The following is a 19,799-nucleotide window of genomic DNA, read 5'->3' as shown; positions in this document are numbered from 1 at the left end:
CGCCCGGGGCGTCCTCAGCCGAGCGCTGCGGCGACCGCGTCGCGCAGATCGGTGATCTTCTGCAGCTCGAGCTTCTCGCCCTCGAGGAAGAAGGTCGGCGTGGACGAGACCCCTGCCGCGTCACCGGCTGCGGCGTCGGCCTCCACCCGCGCCCGGGTGTCGGGGTCGGCCACATCGGCGTCGTAGCGATCGAGGTCGAGACCCAGCTGCTCGGCGATCGCCCGGAACGCGGGGGCGGCGTCGTCGAGCTCGGACCACTCGGCCTGCGACGCGTACAGCGCCTCGTGCATCTCGACGAACCGTCCCTGCGCGGCGGCGGCCTCCGCAGCGAGTGCGGCGTCGATCGCGTGCGCGTGCTGCGGGAGCGGGAAATGCCGGTACACGACGGTCACCTGATCGGGGAACTCGGTCTCGAGGGAGGCGACGGCGGGCGCCAGTGCTTGGCACGAGGGGCACTGGTAGTCGCCGAACTCGACGAGTACGAGCGACTCCCCCTCCGCGAGAAAGAGGGGTGCGTCGCCGATGAGCGAGGTGTCGTCGACCGGCGCGGATGCCGGAGAAGAAGCGGGCGTTCGGGTCGCGACGAGCGCGATGATCACGGCGGCGATCGCCACGAGAAGGACGGCCGTGACGATGACGACGGCACGGGTGGAGCGCGAGGTGCGCACAGCGGACATGGGTGACTCCTGTCAGTCGATGGGATGTGTGTTCGGCGAGTCGGGTCGCGAGGCGACCCGGCCGATCAGATCCGGATGACCGACAGGGTGAGCAGGAGGGGCCGCGAGGGAGCCCGCGCGGTCAGGAGCTCTCCGCTGGCCGAGGGCGCCGGCGGATGCGGAAGCCCCGCGACCCGCAGCAGCCACGCCGTCGGACGCAGCAGCGCGAGCATCAGCACGACGAACAGGAGCCCCGCGATCGTCGCGGCGATCCCGCCCGCGGCGTGCTCGGCGTCGACGGCGCCCGCGGATGCCGTCTGCTCCCCGAGCACGCTGAGACAGATCACATCGAAGCTCGTCGTGTCTGTCGGCGGGTCGCAGGTCGCCGTGGTCGCGAGACCTAGCGCGAGCCCGATCGAGGTCACGAGCAGCAGCGCTGCCCGCAGACCACGACCCAGCCCGCGGCGCATGACCTAGAAGTCGTCGTCGGAATCGTCGTCGGACACGTCGACCGCGCCCACATCCGCGAGGTCTTCGATCCACAGATCCTCGTCGGCGCGGAGCGTCTGCCACGCGGCGTAGGCCACGCCCGCGGCAGCGACGACGCCGAGTCCGATGAGGATGAACGTGCCCGGTCCGGGGCCGGTCTTCTTCGCGGGTGCGGGCGAGAACTTCGCCACCGTCTTGCTCCCGGAGCGCGCGGCCGAGCGGACGACGTCGCGGACGCGAGGATCGCGCACCGCCTCGATGACCGCCATCGCGGATCCCACCGCGCCCGACAGGGCCGGGATCACGTCGTTCGCGACCTTGTCCTTGACGGCGGAGCTCGCCGACCTGGCGCCGGCGATGCCGGTGGCGACGACCGGCTGCACGTGCTCGGTGTAGGCCCCCGTCACCCTCGGGGCGACCTCCTCGCGGGCGAGGGCATTCGCCTGGCGGGTGGCCTCACGCAGCACCTGGGTGGCGTGCTCCAGCGCCTCGCGCTGCTCCCCCCAAAGCTCGTCGGCCGAACGCTTGAGCTTCTTGAGCTCCTTCTTGCGCGTGCGGGACAGTGTCATCGCGACCTCCGTGTGCGGCTCGGCGTCCTCCCATCCTGCCACGGTCCCCTTGTGAAACAATGGCCCAATGCCTCTTCCCACCGCTGTCGCCACCATCCACACGAACCACGGCGACATCAAGGTCAATCTGTTCGGCAACCACGCGCCCGTCACGGTCGACAACTTCGTCGGCCTCGCGACCGGCGCGCGCGAGTGGAAGCACCCCGCTTCGGGCGAGGTCTCGACCGCCCCGCTCTACGACGGCGTGATCTTCCACCGCATCATCAAGGACTTCATGCTGCAGGGCGGCGACCCGCTCGGGCAGGGAATCGGCGGCCCCGGCTACCAGTTCGACGACGAGATCCACCCGGAGCTCGCGTTCTCGACCCCGTACCTGCTCGCCATGGCCAACGCCGGCAAGCAGATGGGCCGCGGCACCAACGGCTCGCAGTTCTTCATCACGACCGTGCCGACCCCGTGGTTGACCGGCAAGCACACCATCTTCGGCGAGGTTGCAGACGACGACTCCAAGCGGGTCGTCGACGCGATCGAGCAGGTGCCCACCGACGGCCGTGACAAGCCGCTGGAGGATGTCGTGATCACCGGCGTCGACGTCGAGGTCCTGTGAGCTCACCCCGTTTCGGCGAGCAGGTCGACGAAGATCCTTCGGTCTGCTACCGCCATCCCGACCGTCAGAGCTGGGTGCTGTGCCAGCGCTGCGGACGGACCATCTGCGCGGAGTGCCAGATCCTCGCTCCCGTGGGCGTGCAGTGCCCGGAGTGCGTGCGCGAAGCGGGCGGTTCGGTTCAGTGGAATCCCACGGGCGGCAAGCCCGCGCGCAAGCGCACCTCGAGCCGTCGGCCCCGCCCGGCGGCCCAACCGACCTCGGGTGTCACCGGCCGGATCTCGGAGCTTCTCCGCCCCGGCGGTGAGGCCCCGCCGCTGAGCTGGGTGTTCGCGGGTGTCGCCGTTGTGCTCTGGGTCGTCGGGCTCTTCACCGGCAACTTGCCGGTGGCATATCTGGCGGCGTTCCCCGAAACCGCCTGGCAGATCTGGCGGTTCGCGACCTTCTCGTTCACCTACTTCGCGGCGGCGAGCTTCTCGGGCATCCTGCTGTTCGCGATCAGCCTGTTCTTCTGGATGCTGTTCGCGCCGTCGGTCGAGCGCACGCTGGGTCGCACACGCTTCCTCACGGTCTTCGCGGCTGCAGCGGTGGTGGGAGCATCCGCGCAACTCCTCTTCAACGGATCCGCCGTCGGGCTCGGTGCGGGACTCTTCGGCCTGTTCGGCTCCTACGCGGTGCTGATGTGGTCGTATCCGCCGGCACGCACGCAGGTGCTTGTGATCCTGGCGCTCAACCTGGCAATCAACATCGCGCTCGGGGGAGGCAGCCTGCCGCTCATCCTCGGCGGGCTCCTCGCCGGAGCCGGGGCGACCTATCTGCTCAACTTCTACGAGGACCGCCCGCGCTCGCGGCCGTCGACGCCGTACCTCATCATCGCGGCGGGTGCGGGTTCTCTTGCGGCGATCACGGTGCTCGCCAGCGTGGGCTCGTTCTGACGGTTCTCCACAGCCTCATCCACAGTGTGAAAAGAATCACACGCGTGTAATTCGAGTGAAGCTCAGCGCCACCGGGTGGTCATGAGGAAGCCGATGAACATGATCCCGAATCCGACCAGGATGTTGCCCGCACCGAGCTGCGGAATGGGCAGCGAGTTCTGGCTCACGTAGAAAACGATGATCCAGGCGAGTCCGAGGAGCATGAAGCCGAACATGATCGGCTTGAACCACACGGGGTTCGGTGCCTCCTCGCCCCGCGGGTTCTCCGGAGCGGCCGGCTTCGTACGCGTCTTGGGTCGGGCCATGCGGAGAATCATAGCCTGTGGGCCCGGGAGCTCTGGAGGCGAGGTCCCATCCGCGCCCGTAGAATCGGGGTTATGAGCGCCGGATCCCTGCAGGCGCCGCCGCCGCTGAGACGCCCTCGGCGTCGCCGACGGCGTGTGTCGGTCGTCGGCGTGATCGGCGAGCTGCTGATCACCGCGGGCGTGCTCGTGCTCTTCTTCCTGGCGTGGCAGCTCTGGATCAGCGAGTTCCTGATGGGCGGCGAGCTGACGGCCGAGGCGAGTCAGCAGAGCGAGGAGTGGAACGCGTCGGCCGCACCGACGGATCCGCCGAGTGACGACCCGACCGACGAGCCGAGCGACGACCCGAGCGACGAGCCCGAGCCCGACCCCGACTCCGTCGCCTTCAATCCGCCGGTCACCGCCGCGCCCTCCGACCAGGAGCGCTTCGCGGCGCTCATCGTGCCGCGCTGGGGTACGGACTACTACCGCCAGATCGCCGAGGGAATCAGCACGACGGGCGTGCTCGACCGCGGTCTTCTCGGCCACTATCCGACCACCCAGCTCCCCGGCCAAGAAGGCAACTTCGCGATCGCCGCACACCGCATGGGCCACGGCGGTCTCTTGCATCACATCCACGAGTTGCAGCTGGGCGACCACATCTACGTCGAGACCGCCGAAGGCTGGTACGAGTACAGCTTCCGCAACCTCGAATATGTGCACCCTTCCGGTGTCGGTGTGATCGATCCGGTACCTCAGGACCCGGCAGCCGCGCCCTCCGACCGGTACATCACCCTCACGAGCTGCAACCCGATGTACACCTCCAACGAGCGCATCATCGCCTACGGGATCTTCGACCGCTTCTATCCGCGCGACACGTCGGCCCCCGCGAACGGTGCGCCCGACGAGATCGCCGCGACCGTCAACGGGGAGGCCTGATGTACGGGGCGCTGTGGCGGGCACTGCCCGGACCCTGGTGGGTACGCGTGCTGATCCTCGTGATCCTGTTGGCCGCCGTGGCCGCGGCACTCGTATTCTGGGTGTTTCCGTGGGTCGACCAGTTCGTGACTATTCAGGAGGTGACGGTCGAATGACGCGCATCCTGGTTGTCGACAACTACGACAGCTTCGTCTACACCCTCGGCGGGTACCTTCTGCAGCTGGGCGCCGAGATCGAGGTCGTGCGCAACGACTCCTTCCCGGAGGCTGAGGCGGCGGCGCGGATCGGCGAGTACGACGCCGTGCTGCTCTCGCCCGGTCCCGGCACCCCGGCGGATGCGGGAGTCTCGATCCCCGTGGTGCATGCCGCGCTCGAGGCCGGTTCTCCGCTGCTCGGGGTCTGCCTCGGCCACCAGGCGATCGCCGAGGCGCTCGGCGGGGTGGTGACGCACGCCGAAGAACTCATGCACGGCAAGACCTCGCTCATCCGTCACGACGGGTCCCCGCTCTTCGCCGGCGTGCCGCAGCCCTTCCGCGCGACCCGCTACCACTCGCTGGCGGTGGTGGACGGCACCGTCCCCGACGAGCTCGAAGTGACCGCGCGCACGGAGGGCGGGGTGATCATGGGGCTTCGCCACCGTGAGGCGCCCGTCTTCGGGGTGCAGTTCCACCCGGAGTCGGTGTTGACCGAAGGCGGCTATCAGCTGCTCGGCAACTGGCTCGCGGCTGCGGGGATGCCGGAGGCGCCGGAGCGCGCGGCATCGCTCAGCCCGCTCGTGCGCATCGGCTGACCGCCGCCGCGTCCGATCAGTTGCTGCAGTAGGTCAGGGTGATCGACGAGCGCTGCTCGACGTCGCCCTTGACCGACTGCGACTTGACCGTCTGGCCTGCGCAGCTCGAGTCGGGCGACAGCTTCACCACGAGCTGAAGCGACTGCATCTCGGACTGCGCGCTCGCGATCGGATCGCCCACGACATCCGGCACGGTGACGAGACCGGTCGAGACGATGAGGTTGATCGTCGCGTTCGCCGGCACCGACATCTGACGGGTGTGTGTCGTGTCGTCGTCGCCGACCGTCACGGCGATGACCTGCCCCTTCGGCACGTTCGGGGACCCCTGATTGCGGGTCTCGCCGTAGGAGAGGCCCAGGTCTTCGATGCGTTTGATGGCGTCGGCTTCGCTCTGGTACGTGAGCGCCGGGAGCGTGACGCTCGGGGCTCCGCTCGAGATCACCAGCTCGATCGACTCGCCCGGGCTCACGCGGGCACCGGCGTCGATGCTCATCGAGACGATGACGCCCTCCTCGACGTCGGCGTTCGGTCGCTCCACCTGCGAAACCCGCAGCCCCGCATCCGTGAGCGTCGTCACACCGACCTCGGCCTCCTGGCCGACGACATCGGGAACCACGATCGCCGCGTCGGGGCTCAGGTAGTTACCGGGGGTCAGGCTGAACACCCACACGAGGGCCGCGACGATCACCACGATCATGAGGGCGACGCCGCCCCAGATCCAGGCGACCGGGGGACGGCTCTGCGTGCGTACCGGGCGGTCCTCGTCGTTCGCGAGGCGGCGCAGCGTCGCCTCCGACGCCGCAGTCGAATTCGGGTTCACCCCGAAGAGGGTCGCGTTGAAGTCGTCGGAACCGGGTACCCGGTCGGGCACCTTGCCTCCCGCGGCGATCTCGAGATCCGCCTTGAACTCGGCGGCGCTCTGGAACCGTTCGAAGCGATCCTTCGCGAGTGCGTGCAGAACGACCGCGCTCATCGCGGGAGAGACCGCAGGGGTGATCGCATTGGGCGGGGTCGGAAGCTCGCTCACGTGCTGGTACGCGATTGCCACAGGCGTGTCGGCCCGGAACGGCGCGCGACCGGTGAGCATCTCGTAGAGCACGACGCCGGTCGAGTAGAGGTCGGTGCGGGCGTCGACCGCTTCGCCGCGGGCCTGCTCGGGCGAGAAGTAGCTCGCCGTTCCGAGCACGGCGCTCGTCTGCGCGACGTTCGCGGACGACTCCGACACCGCCCGGGCGATGCCGAAGTCCATGACCTTCACCTGGCCGTTGGGCGTGATCATGACGTTGCCCGGCTTGATGTCGCGGTGCACGACACCCGCACGGTGGGAGTACTCGAGCGCCGTAAGGATGCCGGTCGCGATGCGAGCCGCCTCGTCCGACGGGACCGGACCCTCCGCGATGAGGTCCGAGAGCAGCGTGCCCTCGATGCGCTCCATGACGATGAAGGGCAGCTGCACCTCGTGGCCGTCCGCCGTGCGGATGGTCTCTTCGCCGGCATCGAACACCCGCACGATCGTCGGGTGAGCCATGCGGGCCGCCGCCTGAGCTTCTTGGCGGAAGCGCGTGCGGAACGACGGGTCGGTTGCGAGCGACGGGCGCAGGAGCTTGATCGCCACACGGCGGTTCAGCCGAGTGTCGAGCCCCTCGTGCACCTCCGCCATGCCGCCACGACCGAGGAGTGCACCGATCTCGTATCGGCCGGCCAGCATCTGGACGCCCTCGATCACCCCATCAGTCACGCGGTCAGTCTAACCGCGGGATCATCGGGAGTAATCCGTCTAGGGGTTGATGGGAACCTCGAGCGTCTGGGACTGCGGAGACTCCAGATCGCCCTTGCAGGTGGCGACGTAGCTCACCGCCGCGGTCTGGCCCGGGTCGCCCAGCACGATGTCGATCGACTTGGCTCCCGCGTTGAGATCCGTGGACGAGGCGGTCGCGTTGGTGAGCGTGAAGCGGTATCCGGTGCGTGCGTAGCCCTTGGGGCACCCCTCGTACGACGGGAACTCGATCGAGATGGTGTCGCCCGAGTTGCCGTTCGACGGGTCGGCCGTCGGTGTCGTCGGCTGCGGAAGCGGCGCCATCTCATCCCACACCGTGAGCGTGATCGAGGAGCCCTTGGTGACGTTGCCGACGGGCGTGATGTCCTGAACGGTGCCCACCTGATCCGGCGTCTGAGCAGCGGGACCCGTCACGCGATTGATGGAGAACTCGCCGCCGCTGTCCTCCAGCTTCTGGAGGGCGTCCTCGTAGCTGAGGCCGAGGTAGTCCTCGCGGACGATGCGGACGGTGGTCGCCTCGGTCGGCGTCGCCGACGGGGTGTCGGATGGCGTCTGGCTCGGGGTCGACGGCGGAGGGCTGCTCGGCTCGCCGTCGCCGCCCTGCGGCTGCACCGCGATGACGATGATGATCGCGATGAGCGCGACAGCGAGCAGCGACACGATAGCGATGAGCGGCCACATCCAGGGGCTGCGACGCTTGGTCTCCTCCGTCGCCTCGCCCTCCTCGCCTTCGGCGGTCGGCAGGACGCGCGTCGCCATCATGGTGGCCGAGGTGAGAGCGGCGGCGCCGCCGGCGATCCCGGGAACGGCCGCTGCAGCCCCCGCGATATCGCCGCGGCGGAGTGCCTGCGCGGCACGCGCAAGGTGAGCCGCGGTCGCCGGGCGATCCTCGGGGCGCTTCGCGATGCAGGAGTAGACGAGGTTGCGGACCGGCTCGGAGACCGTGACCGGAAGGTCGGGCGGCGTCTCGTTGATCTGCGCCATGGCGATCGCGACCTGCGACTCGCCCGTGAAGGGGCGGCGCCCGGCGAGAGCCTCGTACGCGACGATGCCGAGCGAGTAGATGTCGGTGGACGGCGACGCCGGATGCCCGCTCGCCTGCTCGGGCGAGAGGTACTGCACCGTGCCCATCACCTGGCCGGTGGCCGTGAGCGGCACCTGGTCGGCGATCCGGGCGATACCGAAGTCGGTGATCTTCACCCGGCCGTCGGGGGTGATCAGGAGGTTGCCGGGCTTGATGTCGCGGTGGACGAGACCCGCGGAGTGGGCAGCCTGCAACGCGGACGCGGTCTGAGCCACGATGTCGAGCACGCGGTCGGTCGAGAGCACGCGCTCGCGCTCGAGAACGGTCGAGAGGGCCTCGCCGGGAACGAGCTCCATCACGAGATACGCCGAGCCGTCTTCCTCGCCGTAGTCGAAGACGTTCGCGATGCCCTCATGGTTGACGAGGGCGGCGTGCCGTGCCTCGGCGCGGAAGCGCTCGAGGAAGCCCGGGTCTCCCAGGTATTCGTCCTTGAGGATCTTGATGGCGACCGTGCGTCCGATGACGAGGTCTGTGGCCTGCCACACCTCGCCCATACCGCCGATCGCGATCCGGCTCGACAGCTGGTATCGCCCCCCGAAGGTGAGGCCGCTCGTGGGTCTCATCTGTTCAGCACCGCCTCCATGACCTTCTTCGCGATCGGAGCCGCGATCCCGTTGCCGGAGCCCGATTGCCCGCGCCCCGCGCCGTCCTCCAGCACCACTGCGACCGCGACCTGCGGGTCGGTGGCAGGGGCGAACCCGGTGAACCAGAGGGTGAACGGATCGTCGTCGCCGTTCTCCGCCGTGCCCGTCTTCCCCGCCACGTCGACCCCCTCGATTCTGGCACCACTCGCCGCCCCCGCGGCCACATTCGAGACCATCAGCTGTGTCATCGTCTCGGCCACATCCGACGTGATCGGCTGGCTGTAGACGGTCGGCTCGAAGTCCTGCAGCACGCTCAGATCGGGTGCCGTGATGCGCTCGACGAGGTTCGGTCGCATCAGTTCGCCGTCGTTCGCGATCGCCGCGGAGACCATCGCCATCTGGAGAGGCTGCGCACGGTTGTCGCCCTGACCGAACGACTGCAGCATGAGCTGGGCTTCGCTCTCGGGCTCCGGGAACACACTCGGCTGGACCTTCATCGGCACGCCGAGCTCCGGATCCTCGAAGCCGAAGGCGCGCGCCTGATCGTGGATCACGTCATAGCCGAGCTCAGCGCCGAGCTCTGCGAAGGGGATGTTGCACGACAGCCGAAGCGCCGTCGCGATCGTGACCTCCGAGCCGCTGCCGCAGGTGCCGCGACTCTGGTTGCTGATCGTGGTCTCGGTGCCGGGGAGCTGGAGGCTCGAGGGGTTCGGCACGGTCGAGTCGGGCGTGTACTCGCCGGTCATGAGCGCGGCGGAGGTCATCACGAGCTTGAACGTGGATCCGGGCGGGTTGAGGTCGCCGCGGATGCTGCGGTTGATGAGCGGTGCGTCGGCATCCGACAGCAGGGCGTCGTAGTTGGCGAGCACCTCGGACTGGCTGTGGCCGGCGAGCAGGTTGGGGTCGTACGACGGCTTCGACACCATCGCGAGGATGCGACCGGAGCTCGGCTCGATCGCCACGATCGCGCCCTTCAGGTCGCCGAGCGCATCCCAGGCTGCCTGCTGCACGACGGGGTCGACGGTCACCTCGACCGCGGCTCCCTTCGGGTGCTGACCGGTGAGGATGGCGTTCAGCTGGTCGAGGAACTGCTCATTGGCCCGACCGCTCAGGTAGTCGTTGAGGCTGCCCTCGATACCTGTGTTCTCGCCGTTGAGCGTGAAGTACCCGGTGACGGGCGCGTACAGCTCGCCTTCGGGGTAGACGCGGAGGTACTTGTACTCGTCTCCGCTCGCCTCGGACATGGCGATCGTCGTGTCGCCCGCGATGATCGGCCCGCGCTCCGCGGAGAAGCTCGCGTACAGGGTGCGGACGTTGCGGCTGTCCGCCTGGAGGCTCTGCTGCTGGACGACCTGGATGACGGTCGTCGACGAGAAGAGGGCGAGGAACATCGCCAGCACGAGGACGCTGACCCGACGCAGCTCCTTGTTCATGCGGGGCTCCCTTCGACGACGACGTGACGCTGGCGGCGGACGGAGTCCGAGAGGCGCAGCAGCAGCCCGACGATGATCCAGTTCGCGACGAGCGATGACCCGCCCGCTGCGAGGAACGGAGTGGTGAGCCCCGTGAGCGGGATCAGGCGGGTCACTCCGCCGATCACGATGAACACCTGCAGGCCCACGACGAACGAGAGACCCACAGCGAGCAGGCGGCCGAAGTCATCCTGCCCGGCGACACCGATGCGGAACCCGCGAGCGACGAAGACGAGGTAGAGCGCGAGGATCGCGAAGAGGCCGATGAGACCGAGCTCCTCGCCGAGGCTCGCGATGATGTAGTCGCTCTCGGCGAGCGGCACGATGTCCGGCCGCCCGCGTCCGAGGCCCGTGCCGACGAGTCCGCCGTCGGCGAGGCCGAAGATGCCCTGCACGAGCTGGTAGCTGCCGCCCAGCCGGTTGTAGACCTCCGGGTTGAAGGCGTCGAGCCAGTTGTGGAAGCGGTCGGCTACGTAGGGCAGCAGGCTGCTGGCCAGCCACGCACCCGCGGCGAACAGCGACAGCCCGATGAGGATCCAGCTGGCGCGGCCGGTGGCGACGTAGAGCATCACGAGGAAGAGCCCGAAGTAGAGCAGCGCCGTGCCGAGGTCGCGCTGCAGCACGATGACGCCCATCGAGAGCACCCAGACCACGAGGATCGGGCCGAGGTCGCGCGCTCGCGGGAAGCGCATCCCGAGGATCGTGCGCCCCACGAGCGAGAGCGAGTCGCGCGCCGTGACAAGGTATCCGGCGAAGAAGATCGCCAGGGCGATCTTCGCGAGCTCACCCGGCTGGAACGAGAAGATGCCGACCCGGATCCAGACGTCCGCGTTCGCGTCCGTCTCACCGATCCCGGGGAGCACGGGCAGCAGGAGCAGGACGATGCCGACGAACATCGCGATGTAGCGGTACCGCTGCAGGACGCGGTGGTTGCGCACGATGAGCAGGCCGGCGATCGCCAACACGATGGCGATGACCGTCCAGACGATCTGACGCACGGCGAACGCATCCCAGCCCGTGTAACCCTCGGCGATGTCGAGGCGGTGGATCATGGCGATGCCGAGGCCGTTGAGGAAGGTCGCGATCGGCACGACGATCGGGTCGGCCTCCTTCGCGACGACGCGCTCGATGACGTGCAGGAGAAGGACGAGGAACGCCGGCACGGCGGAGAGCACGAAGATGCTGCCATCGAGTTCGCCTACCGCCCCGAGCTGCACGAGTGCGACCGCCGCGGCGCCGAGGCCGAGCGCGACGAGGAGCAGCCCCAGTTCGAGGTTGCGCATCCGCGCGGGCTCACGCAGGCGGATGCGGATCGTGCTCGTGAGGGTGGTGGGAGCGCTCGGGCGCGGGGATGCCTCCGGGGTTCCGATCGCCTCGGTCGGGGAGTTGCTCACGTCATCCCCCCGTCACAGCGGCCAGGCGGTCGACGATGTCGTGCGCGTCGCGCAGGCTCTCGGCGCTGATCGTCGCCTCCACCGCCTCGCGCTGATACGACGGCAGCTCGTCGAGGTCGATCGCCGTGGTCTGGTAGACGCTCGAGAGCGAGATCGGCCCGATCGACTGCTGCACGCCCTTGAAGATGGCGACGTTGCCGTCGCTCACACCGACGTAGTAGTGCATCTGGGTCCAGCGGTAGCCGAGGTACCCGGCCAGAACGATCGCGATCGCGGCGAGCGTCACCCCGACGCCCCACATGATGCGGCGGCGGATGGAGCGGCGGCGATCCTCTTCGATCAGCTCGTCGAGGTAGGACTCGCTCTCGGGCTCGAAGTGCGAGTCTTCGGGAGGGGTCGGCTTCAGCGGATGCAGCAGCAGCGTGGGCAGGCGGATCGGCTTGCGCGCCACCTCTTCCTGCGCGAACGAGAGCGGCTGTGCCGCCGAGCCGACGAACACGGGCGCGGACCCGGAGGCGCCGTCGGAGTCATCGACGTCGATGAGCAGCACGGTGACGTTGTCGGGCGCGCCGTGGTCGAGGCTCTCTTTCACGAGGCGGTCGGCGGCACCCTGCGCGGTGCGGATGGTGCGCAGGATCTGCACGACCTTCTCTTCGGAGACGTAGCCCGAGAGTCCGTCGGAGCAGAGCAGCCAGCGGTCGCCCGGCTGGGTGTCGAGGATGCCCGTGTCGATCTCGGGCGAGGCGTCCACATCGCCGAGCACGCGCATCAGCACGGCGCGCCGCGGGTGCACCGCCGCCTCCTCGGGCGTGATGCGCCCGGACTCCACGAGTCGCTGGACGAAGGTGTGGTCGGTGGTGATCTGGGTGAGCTCACCATCACGGAAGAGGTACACGCGCGAGTCGCCGATGTGGGCGAGCGCGAGCTGGTCGCGCACCCGCACGAGGGCCGACACGGTGGTGCCCATGCCGGTGAGTTCGTTGTGCTCGAAGACGGTCTCGGCGAGGAGCCCGTTCGCGGCGATGAGCGCCGACTGGAGCGACATGACGGCGTCTTCGGCGGTGGCGTATTCGCGGTCGGCCTCCGCGATCCGCTGCGCCGCGATGGCGCTCGCGATGTCTCCCCCCGCGTGGCCACCCATGCCGTCCGCCACGACGTAGAGGTGGCGGCCCAGGTATCCGGAGTCCTGGTTGCTCGCCCGGATCTTCCCGACGTGGGAGACGGCCGCGGTCGTGGGGGTGGTCGCCACGCGCTACCGCCGCAACTCGAAGCTCGTCGTGCCGATGGTGACCGTGGAACCCGGTCGCACGGGGGTGGGCAGGGTGACGCGGGTGCCGTCGAGGAACGTGCCGTTGGTGGAGTCGAGGTCTTGGATAACCCACTCCTCGTTCCAGAGCATGAGTCGGGCGTGGTGGGTGGAGGTGTAGTCGTCGCGGATCACGAGGCCGGATTCGCTCGAGCGCCCGATGGTGAGCTGTTCGAGCGGCAGCTCGACCTCCAGGCCCTCCTTGGGCCCCGAGGTGATGACGAGGCGGCGCGGGGTGCCGGCACCTGCGTGGGGAGCTGCGCGGTGCGGCTCGGGGAGCACGGCCACGGGCGGTGCGGGCGGCGGAGGCACGGGCGAGGACGGGTAGGCCTCGGCGGTCGCCGGCTCCGGCATCTTCTTACGCGCCCGGTTACCGAACAGGTCGGAACGGAGGGCGTAGACGATCATGAAGACGAACGCCCACATGAGGATGAGGAACCCGAGCCGCAGCACGAGAAGGGTCAGCTCGCTCACCGCGACCTCCCGTCGGCGACCTGGTTCTGATCCGCGGACTGCGCCAGCACTCGGAACACGATACGGGTCCGGCCGATCTCGATCACCGAGTCGGGCTGCAACACGGCCTTCGTGACCTTCTGACCGTTGAGCTTCGAGCCGTTCGTGGAGCCCAGGTCGGTCACCTGGCCGCGCGTACCGTCCCACAGGATCTCGACGTGCTTGCGGGAGGTGCCGGAGTCGTCGAGGGTGATGTCGGCATCCGACCCGCGACCGATGACGGTGCGGCCCTTCGTGAGCGGATGGCGGGTGCCGCCGATGTCGAGCACGGGCGTCCACACGACAGCGCCCTTGACGTTCTCGGAGTCGATGCGCACGATGCCCTGCGTGAGCGACGGGTCGCGCTCGAGGCGGATCTCGATGCCCCCCGCGAACGAGTAGTGCTGGGCGGTTGCGTGCTGCTGCACGAGCTGCGTGAACTCGTCGATGAGCGCGGGGCCGAGACCGGTCATGCGCTCGTGGTCGCTCGGCGACAGCCGCACCGTGAACCGGTTGGGCACGAGGATGCGCTCGCGCGACACGACCGCCGCCCGGGTGTCGAGCTCGCGGCGCAGGGCCGCGGTGACCTCGAGCGGTTGCAGCCCGCTCTTGAAGGTCTTGGCGAACGCGCCGTTGACGACGCGTTCCAAGCCCTTCTCGAACTCGTCGAGAATCCCCAAGGGTCTCCTCTCGGCAGGCGCCACGGCTTCTCCGGGTGCGTTCGGACTATCCGATGGTAGTCGGCTCACCCGCGTGGAGCCTCAGCCGAGCGGCGATGTCGGCTCCGGCTGTGGATGGATTCGCGGAGCGGAACGGTCGGTGCACCGCCTCGGATTCGGCCCGTTTCGCGCGGGCGCGGCCATGCAGTCGCTCCGTGGTAGTCTCGCTTGGCTGACCCGCTGTGTCGGGTCTGCGCGCGAGTGGCGGAATTGGCAGACGCGCTGGCTTCAGGTGCCAGTGCCCGCAAGGGCGTGGGGGTTCAAGTCCCCCCTCGCGCACCATTGAGTGGTGCTTTTCTGTCTCGTCGAGATTGTTCCGACATCTTGGGGAGTCTCGGACACTTCATCGCCCTTTCGCGGTCGTTCTCCCCTCCCTTCTCTCCCCAGCTGGTTCGAGCGCGTTGAGCCGGATGGATGGGTCAGCAGCCTTCGGGGCGTTGCGCTCCGCGGACCCGCGTGCGATGGTGGATGAAACGAGGGGGGCTCGAATCTATGATCCGCGATTGCCTGACCACGGGGGTGCACAGACCAGTCCGTGACCACCCTCCGGCTGCCACGCGAAATGGAAGGGACGTCAGCGCCCTCAAGAGGATCCGTTGAGCGAGAAAGCCCGCCGATTGCGCTCGCCTGCCGCGCTCGGAGTGGCAATTGCCGCCGGCTTTCTCGCCATCATGGGCGCGGTAGTCGTCGCTGGCGATGCGTACGTCAACCGAGAGGCTGGACACATCTGCGCGCAGGTCTCAGCGGACGAAATCGAGAACGTCGGGGCAGTTCCCGGCAGCCTCGACATCGAAGGCGGCTGGCAGCTCTGGCCCACCGGTATGAAGTGCACGTACCCCGGACTCGGGGGCGGCCGCGTCGCGATCGGACCGCCGCCAGGCTTTTCTGTGATCTTGGTCGCGGCTCTGGCCCTTGGCGGTGTTTCTATCGGTGGTTTCGCCTTGTCCTTCCCTCGCGATCGAACGTCGAAAGGAGACAACGCATGACTCGACTACGAGTAATCGGATCGGCGGCCGCTGCTGCTATCGCGGTGGCTCTCATCTTGCCTTCACCAGTCGCTGCAGACGAGGAAGATCCGGGATTGTCCATGGCACCGGGCCCAGGCGATCCGACGACTGCTCTCATCGCGTTCTCGACTCCCATCACCTTCACCGCGGCGGTCGCCCAAGCCGCGGGGTATAGCGGTGAGGTTCTTGGCATCCGGTACGAGAATCCGGAACTGGTTGGCGAGTACTACTTCGGATCGGGCGTCTCCGCAGCCGCGTTCAACTCCGAGTTCACGGCCGACTACGGAACAGCGCCGGCGGCGGTCGGCCTGATCGTCGCGACGACCGTCCCTGACGACAGTGAATTCGCTGCACGAAGTGCGACCTACCCGACCGCCGACGTGATTGAGGTTGGGGACGACCCCTTCGTTCCTGCGCCGGCAGTATTCAGTAGTGCGATTGAGTCGTTGCGCACTCCCCCGCTCGGCCAGGAGGCGAGTTCGTCAGGGCGAGTCGCGGCAACCAATTACTCGGCGAATCGCGCTCCCTGGATGCCGTCGCAGGCAGAGGTACAGGTGCTCAACTACACCGCGAACAAGGTGACGTTCGTCTCGTCCTACTGGTGGCTTGGTACGCAGACGCCGGCGAACGTGCCGTCGCTCTACGGAGTCGAGTTCGAGGTGAACCTTCGAGATGTCTCGAGCGGCGCACTTGTAGGTAACCGAGGGAGCTGCAAGACGTCAACCGGCATCACCAAGGACGACTACAAGAAGCACCTTGCCGCGGCCAACGAGAACTGGAACTGGAAGGCGATCCGACCCGACGGAGTGACAGTTCCATCGAGCCTCGGCGCGTACGCCGACTACAACGATCTGTTCGACCGCTGCGACACCTCCTCGTTCGCCATCGGACTCCGTTATCCGCACAACATCCAGTACGTCAACGGTGCGTACGGCGTGATCTTCGTCATCGATGCCCCTAAGGGTTACGACGCCACGTCTGAAGTAAGCGCCACCAACCAAGCTGTGAGTAGCTACTACTGCACTACTTTCGGGGCATGGATGGCTCTCACGGACTGCATGGGTGTCGCACTTGGAGACTGGCCGAACACAGCTGGCAACACCTACCAGACCGTGCTGAGTCGCGACCGGCACTGGACCGTTCCCAAGAAGTGCTGGATAACGATGTGGACCGACGCTAACCCCGGCGGTCAGGTGTACGACACCACGGGTGGGTGCTGACAATGAGGGGCGAGGCGCTGGCGGATGGCGGACACGAGCATCGCGCTCGTCGTCACCACCGGCACGCGCGGCTGACGCGCGAGCGGATCTCGGACCCAGCGGTCGCCGCGCGCGCGGCGTAGCGTCGAGGCGCGTGCCGAGAGGCGCGGAGGGGGCGGACGACGTGAGCGGTTGGGATGAGGCGGAGCTGGCATCCGTCGATGCGGGCGACGAGATCGAGGTCAGCTCGGTACGGCCGGACGGCAGTCTTCGCCCGTTCGTGACGATCTGGGGAGTCGCCGCGGGCGGCCACTTCTATGTGCGCTCCGCGTACGGGCCGCGCAACGGCTGGTACCGGCGCGCGCTCGCGAGGGGGAACGGCCGCATCCGCTTCGCCGGCGGTGAGCGCGACGTGACGTTCGCGCAGATCGCCCCCGATGCCCCTGAGCAGGCCGCCATCGATGCGGCGTACCTGAAGAAGTACGCGCGCTACGAGAAGCGGATCCTCGACACGGTGATCGGGCCCGCGATGCACGCGGTGACGCTGCGGGTCGAGCCGCGGGACTGAAGATCACCGGTTCGTGAATGCCTCACATCGGAGGCATTTCGCGGTATGATTGCCCATGCCTCGCATACGAGGCATTTGCCGCCTACATGCCGATGCATCAGATGAGAGGCGCGTGATGGAGAACCCACCGAAGCCGCGTTGGTACCGAGCTCGCGCTCCGAAAGATCTCGGCCGCGCGATCAAGTCGATACGTCGAGCCGCCACCGTCACCCAATTTCAACTCGCCGACGAGACCACGATCTCGCGATCGACCATCCAGCGGCTCGAGCAGGGGGCAGACGTCTCGCTCGCCACGGCGATCACCGTTCTCGGCGAGCTCGGCTACGAGCTGATCGTCGTTCCGCGGGGCGCGGAGCTGGGCGTCGGATGAACGACATCCTCCACCTGTGGCTACGGGGAGAGCACCAGGGCGAACTCGAGCAGCTGAGAAATGGGGCCGTCCGCCTCCGCTACGACGCCGACATATTCGATCGCTACGGGGAAGGCGCTCGGCCGTTGAGCCTGTCGTTGCCGCTCGAGAGGGCCCGCGTCGAAGGCCCAGCGCTCGACGCCTTCCTTGAGGGGCTGCTCCCCGAGGGTCAAGTGCGGGCCGACTTGGACCGCGAGTACCAAGCGCGATCGGCCTTCGACCTCCTCGCACACATCGGTGTCGAATGCGCCGGTGCCGTTCAGTTCACCCGCGACCCGGAACCACCGGGTACGGGTCACCTGATCCCCCTCACCGGCGCCGAAGTCGATGCCCTCGTCGTCGCACTTCCGACTCTCACCCCGCCTGACAATGAACCGCTCACCGCTTCACTTGGGGGCATCCAGGCCAAGGTGCTCCTTACCCGGGACGACGGGCGCTGGGCCTGGCCAACTGACGGCGCGATGTCAACTCACATCGTCAAGCCTCAACCTCTCTCGACCGGCGGCCCGCAGCATCTGGTGCATGCCGAGCACTGGGCGATGACCGTCGCCGCGCGAGCGGGTCTTCCGGCAGCGCGTACAGAGCTCCACGATTTCGACGGGCGAGCCGCGATCGTCGTCGAACGATTCGACCGAAGCGCTGATGGCCGAACCCATCAGGAAGACTTCGCTCAGGCGCTCGGGCTCGCTCCGTCGTCGAAGTACGAGAGCACGCTCCGCGACCAGTCGCGACTGCGTTCGATCGCCGAACTCGGTTCCCAGAATGCCCTCCGTCCCCGTGACTTTCTCGTCGAGCTTCTCGAACAGGTGACCTTCAACGCCACCATCGGAAACGGCGATGCCCACTCGAAGAACTACTCCCTCGCGATCGGCGCCGACGCCAACTACAGCCTCACCCCGCTGTACGACGTCGCCCCCGTCTTCTTCCTCGGCCAGTACCGTCACGCCGGCCACGCCATCGCCGGACAGGTCGACCTTCGGTACATCACCCGCGAGCACCTCGTCCTCGAAGGCCAGAGTTGGGGCATGTCGCCCGCTCGTGCCGCCTCCGTGGTCGACGACGTCATCGACCGAACGGCTGCGGCCATCAGCGAGGTGGGCGCGACAGAGGAGATCGAGGCGCTTCCGGAGCAGGTCCTCGGACGTGTTCGAACCTTCGCGGGCACCCGACCGCGACCGCGCGCTGTGGGATGCGCACAGTAATCGCGCACGGGATGTGGCGGTGCGCCCTGGTCGCGTCGGCGGGGCGTTCCTAGCGTGGGAGGCATCTGTCTGCCGATCCATGCCCGGCGGGCGGAGAGGAGATCGCACGTGACCTCATTCACCGCCGACGCCGCGCTCGCGGCGGAACTCGTGGAGCTCCGCCGTCGGCTGCACGGCCACCCCGAGGTCGGGCTGCACCTGCCGCGCACGCAGGCCGCACTGCTGGAGGCGATCGACGGGCTCGGGCTCGAGATCACCACCGGGCGCGAGCTCACCTCGATCACGGCGGTGCTGCGCGGAGGGCGTCCGGGTCCGGTCGTGCTGCTGCGCTCCGACATGGACGGACTCCCCGTGACTGAGGCGACCGGGCTGCCCTTCGCCTCCGTCGAGGGCACCATGCACGCGTGCGGGCACGACCTCCACATGGCGGGGCTCGTGGGTGCTGCGCGGATGCTCGCCGCCCGCCGCGACGAGCTCCCCGGGACGGTCGTGTTCATGTTCCAGCCGGGTGAGGAAGGGTTCGCCGGTGCGCGGTACATGATCGACGAGGGTGTCCTGGAGGCCGCGGGCGAGGCGCCCGTCGCCGCCTACGCGATCCACGTCGACTGCGTGACTCCGTACGGCACCGCCGTCACCCGGCCCGGTCCGATCATGGCGAGCGCGAGCGCCATGCGCGTGCGCGTCGAGGGCACCGGCGGGCACGCCGCCTACCCGCAGAACGCGATCGACCCCGTGCCGGTCGCCGCGGAGATCGTGCTCGCGGTGCAGGCGTTCGCCGCCCGCCGCATCCCGGCGATCGACCCCGCCGTCATCTCCGTCACCCGACTCGCCTCCGACTCCGCAGCCAGCAACGTGCTCGCCGCGTCCGTCGAGCTGGAGGCGAACATCCGCACGCTCTCGCCCGCCGCGCTCGACCTCATCCGCAGCGAACTGCCTCGACTCGTCACGGCGATCGGCGAAGCGCACGGCTGCACCATGACGGTCGAGTTCATCGACTCCTACCCCGTCACCGTCAACGACCCGACCGAGACCGGGCGCGTGTTCGAGGTGCTCGACGCCCGCTACGGCGACCGCGCCGTGCGGTTGCCGGAGCCGGGGATGGCATCGGAGGACTTCGCCTACGTGCTCGAACGGGTGCCCGGTGCGCTCGTGTTCCTCGGGGTTCAGGCCGACGGCGCGACCGCCCCGATGCACTCACCCGGGGCCATGTTCGACGACAGCCTGCTCGGCGACCACGCCGCCCTGCTCGCCGAGCTCGCGTGGACGCGGCTCGCGGAATCCGCCGCCGAGTAGCCCGGCAACCCGAGCAGCGGATCCCGCGCC

The 19,799-nt window shown here is 68.3% G+C and carries 22 protein-coding genes and 1 tRNA gene; 12 read left to right on the top strand and 11 right to left on the bottom strand.

Annotated elements, in window-relative coordinates; translation table 11 throughout:
* Window positions 1-14 precede the first annotated feature (14 nt).
* The 3 genes from FVQ89_RS02865 to FVQ89_RS02855 form a co-directional block, all read right to left on the bottom strand.
* On the bottom strand, window positions 15-677 hold the full coding sequence (locus FVQ89_RS02865) for a thioredoxin domain-containing protein (RefSeq protein WP_147900405.1): 663 nt from the start codon (window positions 675-677) through the stop codon (window positions 15-17).
* Between the two features lie 65 nt (window positions 678-742).
* Window positions 743-1,126 (bottom strand): hypothetical protein, encoded by a 384-nt coding sequence (locus tag FVQ89_RS02860; protein ID WP_147900404.1) that lies wholly within the window; start codon window positions 1,124-1,126, stop codon window positions 743-745.
* A gap of 3 nt (window positions 1,127-1,129) precedes the next feature.
* Window positions 1,130-1,714, bottom strand: a complete 585-nt coding sequence (locus tag FVQ89_RS02855; protein WP_147900403.1) for a hypothetical protein — start codon at window positions 1,712-1,714, stop codon at window positions 1,130-1,132.
* A 67-nt stretch (window positions 1,715-1,781) separates the two neighbouring features.
* On the opposite strand from FVQ89_RS02855, the gene FVQ89_RS02850 reads away from it, so the two are divergent.
* Entirely contained in the window at window positions 1,782-2,321 is a 540-nt protein-coding gene (locus tag FVQ89_RS02850; RefSeq protein ID WP_147900402.1) for a peptidylprolyl isomerase, read from the top strand.
* A complete protein-coding gene (locus tag FVQ89_RS02845) occupies window positions 2,318-3,253 on the top strand; it encodes a rhomboid family intramembrane serine protease (protein ID WP_147900401.1) in 936 nt (311 codons plus the stop codon). Before FVQ89_RS02850 ends, FVQ89_RS02845 begins: the two co-directional genes overlap by 4 nt.
* 62 nt (window positions 3,254-3,315) lie before the next feature.
* Here FVQ89_RS02845 and FVQ89_RS02840 read toward each other — a convergent pair whose 3' ends face one another.
* On the bottom strand, window positions 3,316-3,558 hold the full coding sequence (locus FVQ89_RS02840; RefSeq protein ID WP_147900400.1) for a cell division protein CrgA: 243 nt from the start codon (window positions 3,556-3,558) through the stop codon (window positions 3,316-3,318).
* A 72-nt stretch (window positions 3,559-3,630) separates the two neighbouring features.
* Between FVQ89_RS02840 and FVQ89_RS02835 the strand changes: the two genes are divergently transcribed.
* From FVQ89_RS02835 to FVQ89_RS02830, 3 genes are read left to right on the top strand one after another with little or no spacing between them, the layout of a single operon-like run.
* Window positions 3,631-4,473: a class E sortase gene (locus FVQ89_RS02835; RefSeq protein ID WP_147900399.1), complete on the top strand. Its 843-nt coding sequence runs from the start codon at window positions 3,631-3,633 to the stop codon at window positions 4,471-4,473.
* Window positions 4,473-4,628: a hypothetical protein gene (locus FVQ89_RS14365; RefSeq protein ID WP_187264871.1), complete on the top strand. Its 156-nt coding sequence runs from the start codon at window positions 4,473-4,475 to the stop codon at window positions 4,626-4,628. The genes FVQ89_RS02835 and FVQ89_RS14365 overlap by 1 nt, the downstream gene beginning before the upstream one ends.
* Window positions 4,625-5,263, top strand: coding sequence for an aminodeoxychorismate/anthranilate synthase component II (locus FVQ89_RS02830; RefSeq protein WP_147900398.1), 639 nt, complete (start codon window positions 4,625-4,627; stop codon window positions 5,261-5,263). The genes FVQ89_RS14365 and FVQ89_RS02830 overlap by 4 nt, the downstream gene beginning before the upstream one ends.
* Before the next feature lie 16 nt (window positions 5,264-5,279).
* On the opposite strand, the gene pknB is transcribed toward FVQ89_RS02830, so the two are convergent.
* The 7 genes from pknB to FVQ89_RS02795 form a co-directional block, all read right to left on the bottom strand.
* Window positions 5,280-6,971, bottom strand: a complete 1,692-nt coding sequence (pknB, locus tag FVQ89_RS02825; RefSeq protein WP_147901462.1) for a Stk1 family PASTA domain-containing Ser/Thr kinase — start codon at window positions 6,969-6,971, stop codon at window positions 5,280-5,282.
* A gap of 69 nt (window positions 6,972-7,040) precedes the next feature.
* Window positions 7,041-8,687 carry a serine/threonine-protein kinase gene (locus FVQ89_RS02820; protein ID WP_147900397.1) on the bottom strand — a complete coding sequence of 549 codons (1,647 nt, stop codon included), beginning with the start codon at window positions 8,685-8,687 and terminating at the stop codon, window positions 7,041-7,043.
* Entirely contained in the window at window positions 8,684-10,141 is a 1,458-nt protein-coding gene (locus tag FVQ89_RS02815; protein ID WP_147900396.1) for a penicillin-binding protein 2, read from the bottom strand. Before FVQ89_RS02815 ends, FVQ89_RS02820 begins: the two co-directional genes overlap by 4 nt.
* A complete protein-coding gene (locus FVQ89_RS02810; RefSeq protein ID WP_147901461.1) occupies window positions 10,138-11,463 on the bottom strand; it encodes an FtsW/RodA/SpoVE family cell cycle protein in 1,326 nt (441 codons plus the stop codon). Before FVQ89_RS02810 ends, FVQ89_RS02815 begins: the two co-directional genes overlap by 4 nt.
* Before the next feature lie 112 nt (window positions 11,464-11,575).
* A complete protein-coding gene (locus tag FVQ89_RS02805) occupies window positions 11,576-12,823 on the bottom strand; it encodes a PP2C family serine/threonine-protein phosphatase (protein WP_147900395.1) in 1,248 nt (415 codons plus the stop codon).
* Window positions 12,824-12,826: 3 nt separating this feature from the next.
* Entirely contained in the window at window positions 12,827-13,354 is a 528-nt protein-coding gene (locus FVQ89_RS02800; RefSeq protein ID WP_147900394.1) for an FHA domain-containing protein, read from the bottom strand.
* Window positions 13,351-14,052 carry a DUF3662 and FHA domain-containing protein gene (locus FVQ89_RS02795; RefSeq protein WP_147900393.1) on the bottom strand — a complete coding sequence of 234 codons (702 nt, stop codon included), beginning with the start codon at window positions 14,050-14,052 and terminating at the stop codon, window positions 13,351-13,353. Before FVQ89_RS02795 ends, FVQ89_RS02800 begins: the two co-directional genes overlap by 4 nt.
* A gap of 234 nt (window positions 14,053-14,286) precedes the next feature.
* On the opposite strand from FVQ89_RS02795, the gene FVQ89_RS02790 reads away from it, so the two are divergent.
* From FVQ89_RS02790 to FVQ89_RS02760, 7 genes are all read left to right on the top strand, one after another.
* Window positions 14,287-14,373, top strand: a tRNA-Leu gene (locus FVQ89_RS02790).
* 314 nt (window positions 14,374-14,687) lie between these two features.
* Window positions 14,688-15,077: a hypothetical protein gene (locus tag FVQ89_RS02785; protein ID WP_147900392.1), complete on the top strand. Its 390-nt coding sequence runs from the start codon at window positions 14,688-14,690 to the stop codon at window positions 15,075-15,077.
* Window positions 15,074-16,318, top strand: coding sequence for a hypothetical protein (locus FVQ89_RS02780; RefSeq protein ID WP_147900391.1), 1,245 nt, complete (start codon window positions 15,074-15,076; stop codon window positions 16,316-16,318). Before FVQ89_RS02785 ends, FVQ89_RS02780 begins: the two co-directional genes overlap by 4 nt.
* Before the next feature lie 133 nt (window positions 16,319-16,451).
* A complete protein-coding gene (locus FVQ89_RS02775; protein WP_255513380.1) occupies window positions 16,452-16,865 on the top strand; it encodes a DUF2255 family protein in 414 nt (137 codons plus the stop codon).
* Window positions 16,866-16,980: 115 nt separating this feature from the next.
* Entirely contained in the window at window positions 16,981-17,235 is a 255-nt protein-coding gene (locus FVQ89_RS02770) for a helix-turn-helix domain-containing protein (RefSeq protein ID WP_187264870.1), read from the top strand.
* On the top strand, window positions 17,232-18,476 hold the full coding sequence (locus FVQ89_RS02765) for a HipA domain-containing protein (RefSeq protein WP_147900389.1): 1,245 nt from the start codon (window positions 17,232-17,234) through the stop codon (window positions 18,474-18,476). Before FVQ89_RS02770 ends, FVQ89_RS02765 begins: the two co-directional genes overlap by 4 nt.
* A gap of 108 nt (window positions 18,477-18,584) precedes the next feature.
* On the top strand, window positions 18,585-19,769 hold the full coding sequence (locus FVQ89_RS02760) for a M20 family metallopeptidase (protein WP_147900388.1): 1,185 nt from the start codon (window positions 18,585-18,587) through the stop codon (window positions 19,767-19,769).
* Window positions 19,770-19,799: the final 30 nt, after the last annotated feature.

It is taken from the genome of Homoserinibacter sp. GY 40078 (assembly GCF_008017545.1).
Classification (GTDB): domain Bacteria; phylum Actinomycetota; class Actinomycetes; order Actinomycetales; family Microbacteriaceae; genus Homoserinibacter.
Note: the sequence above shows the minus strand (reverse complement) of the source record. Positions and strands in the feature narration are given on the sequence as shown.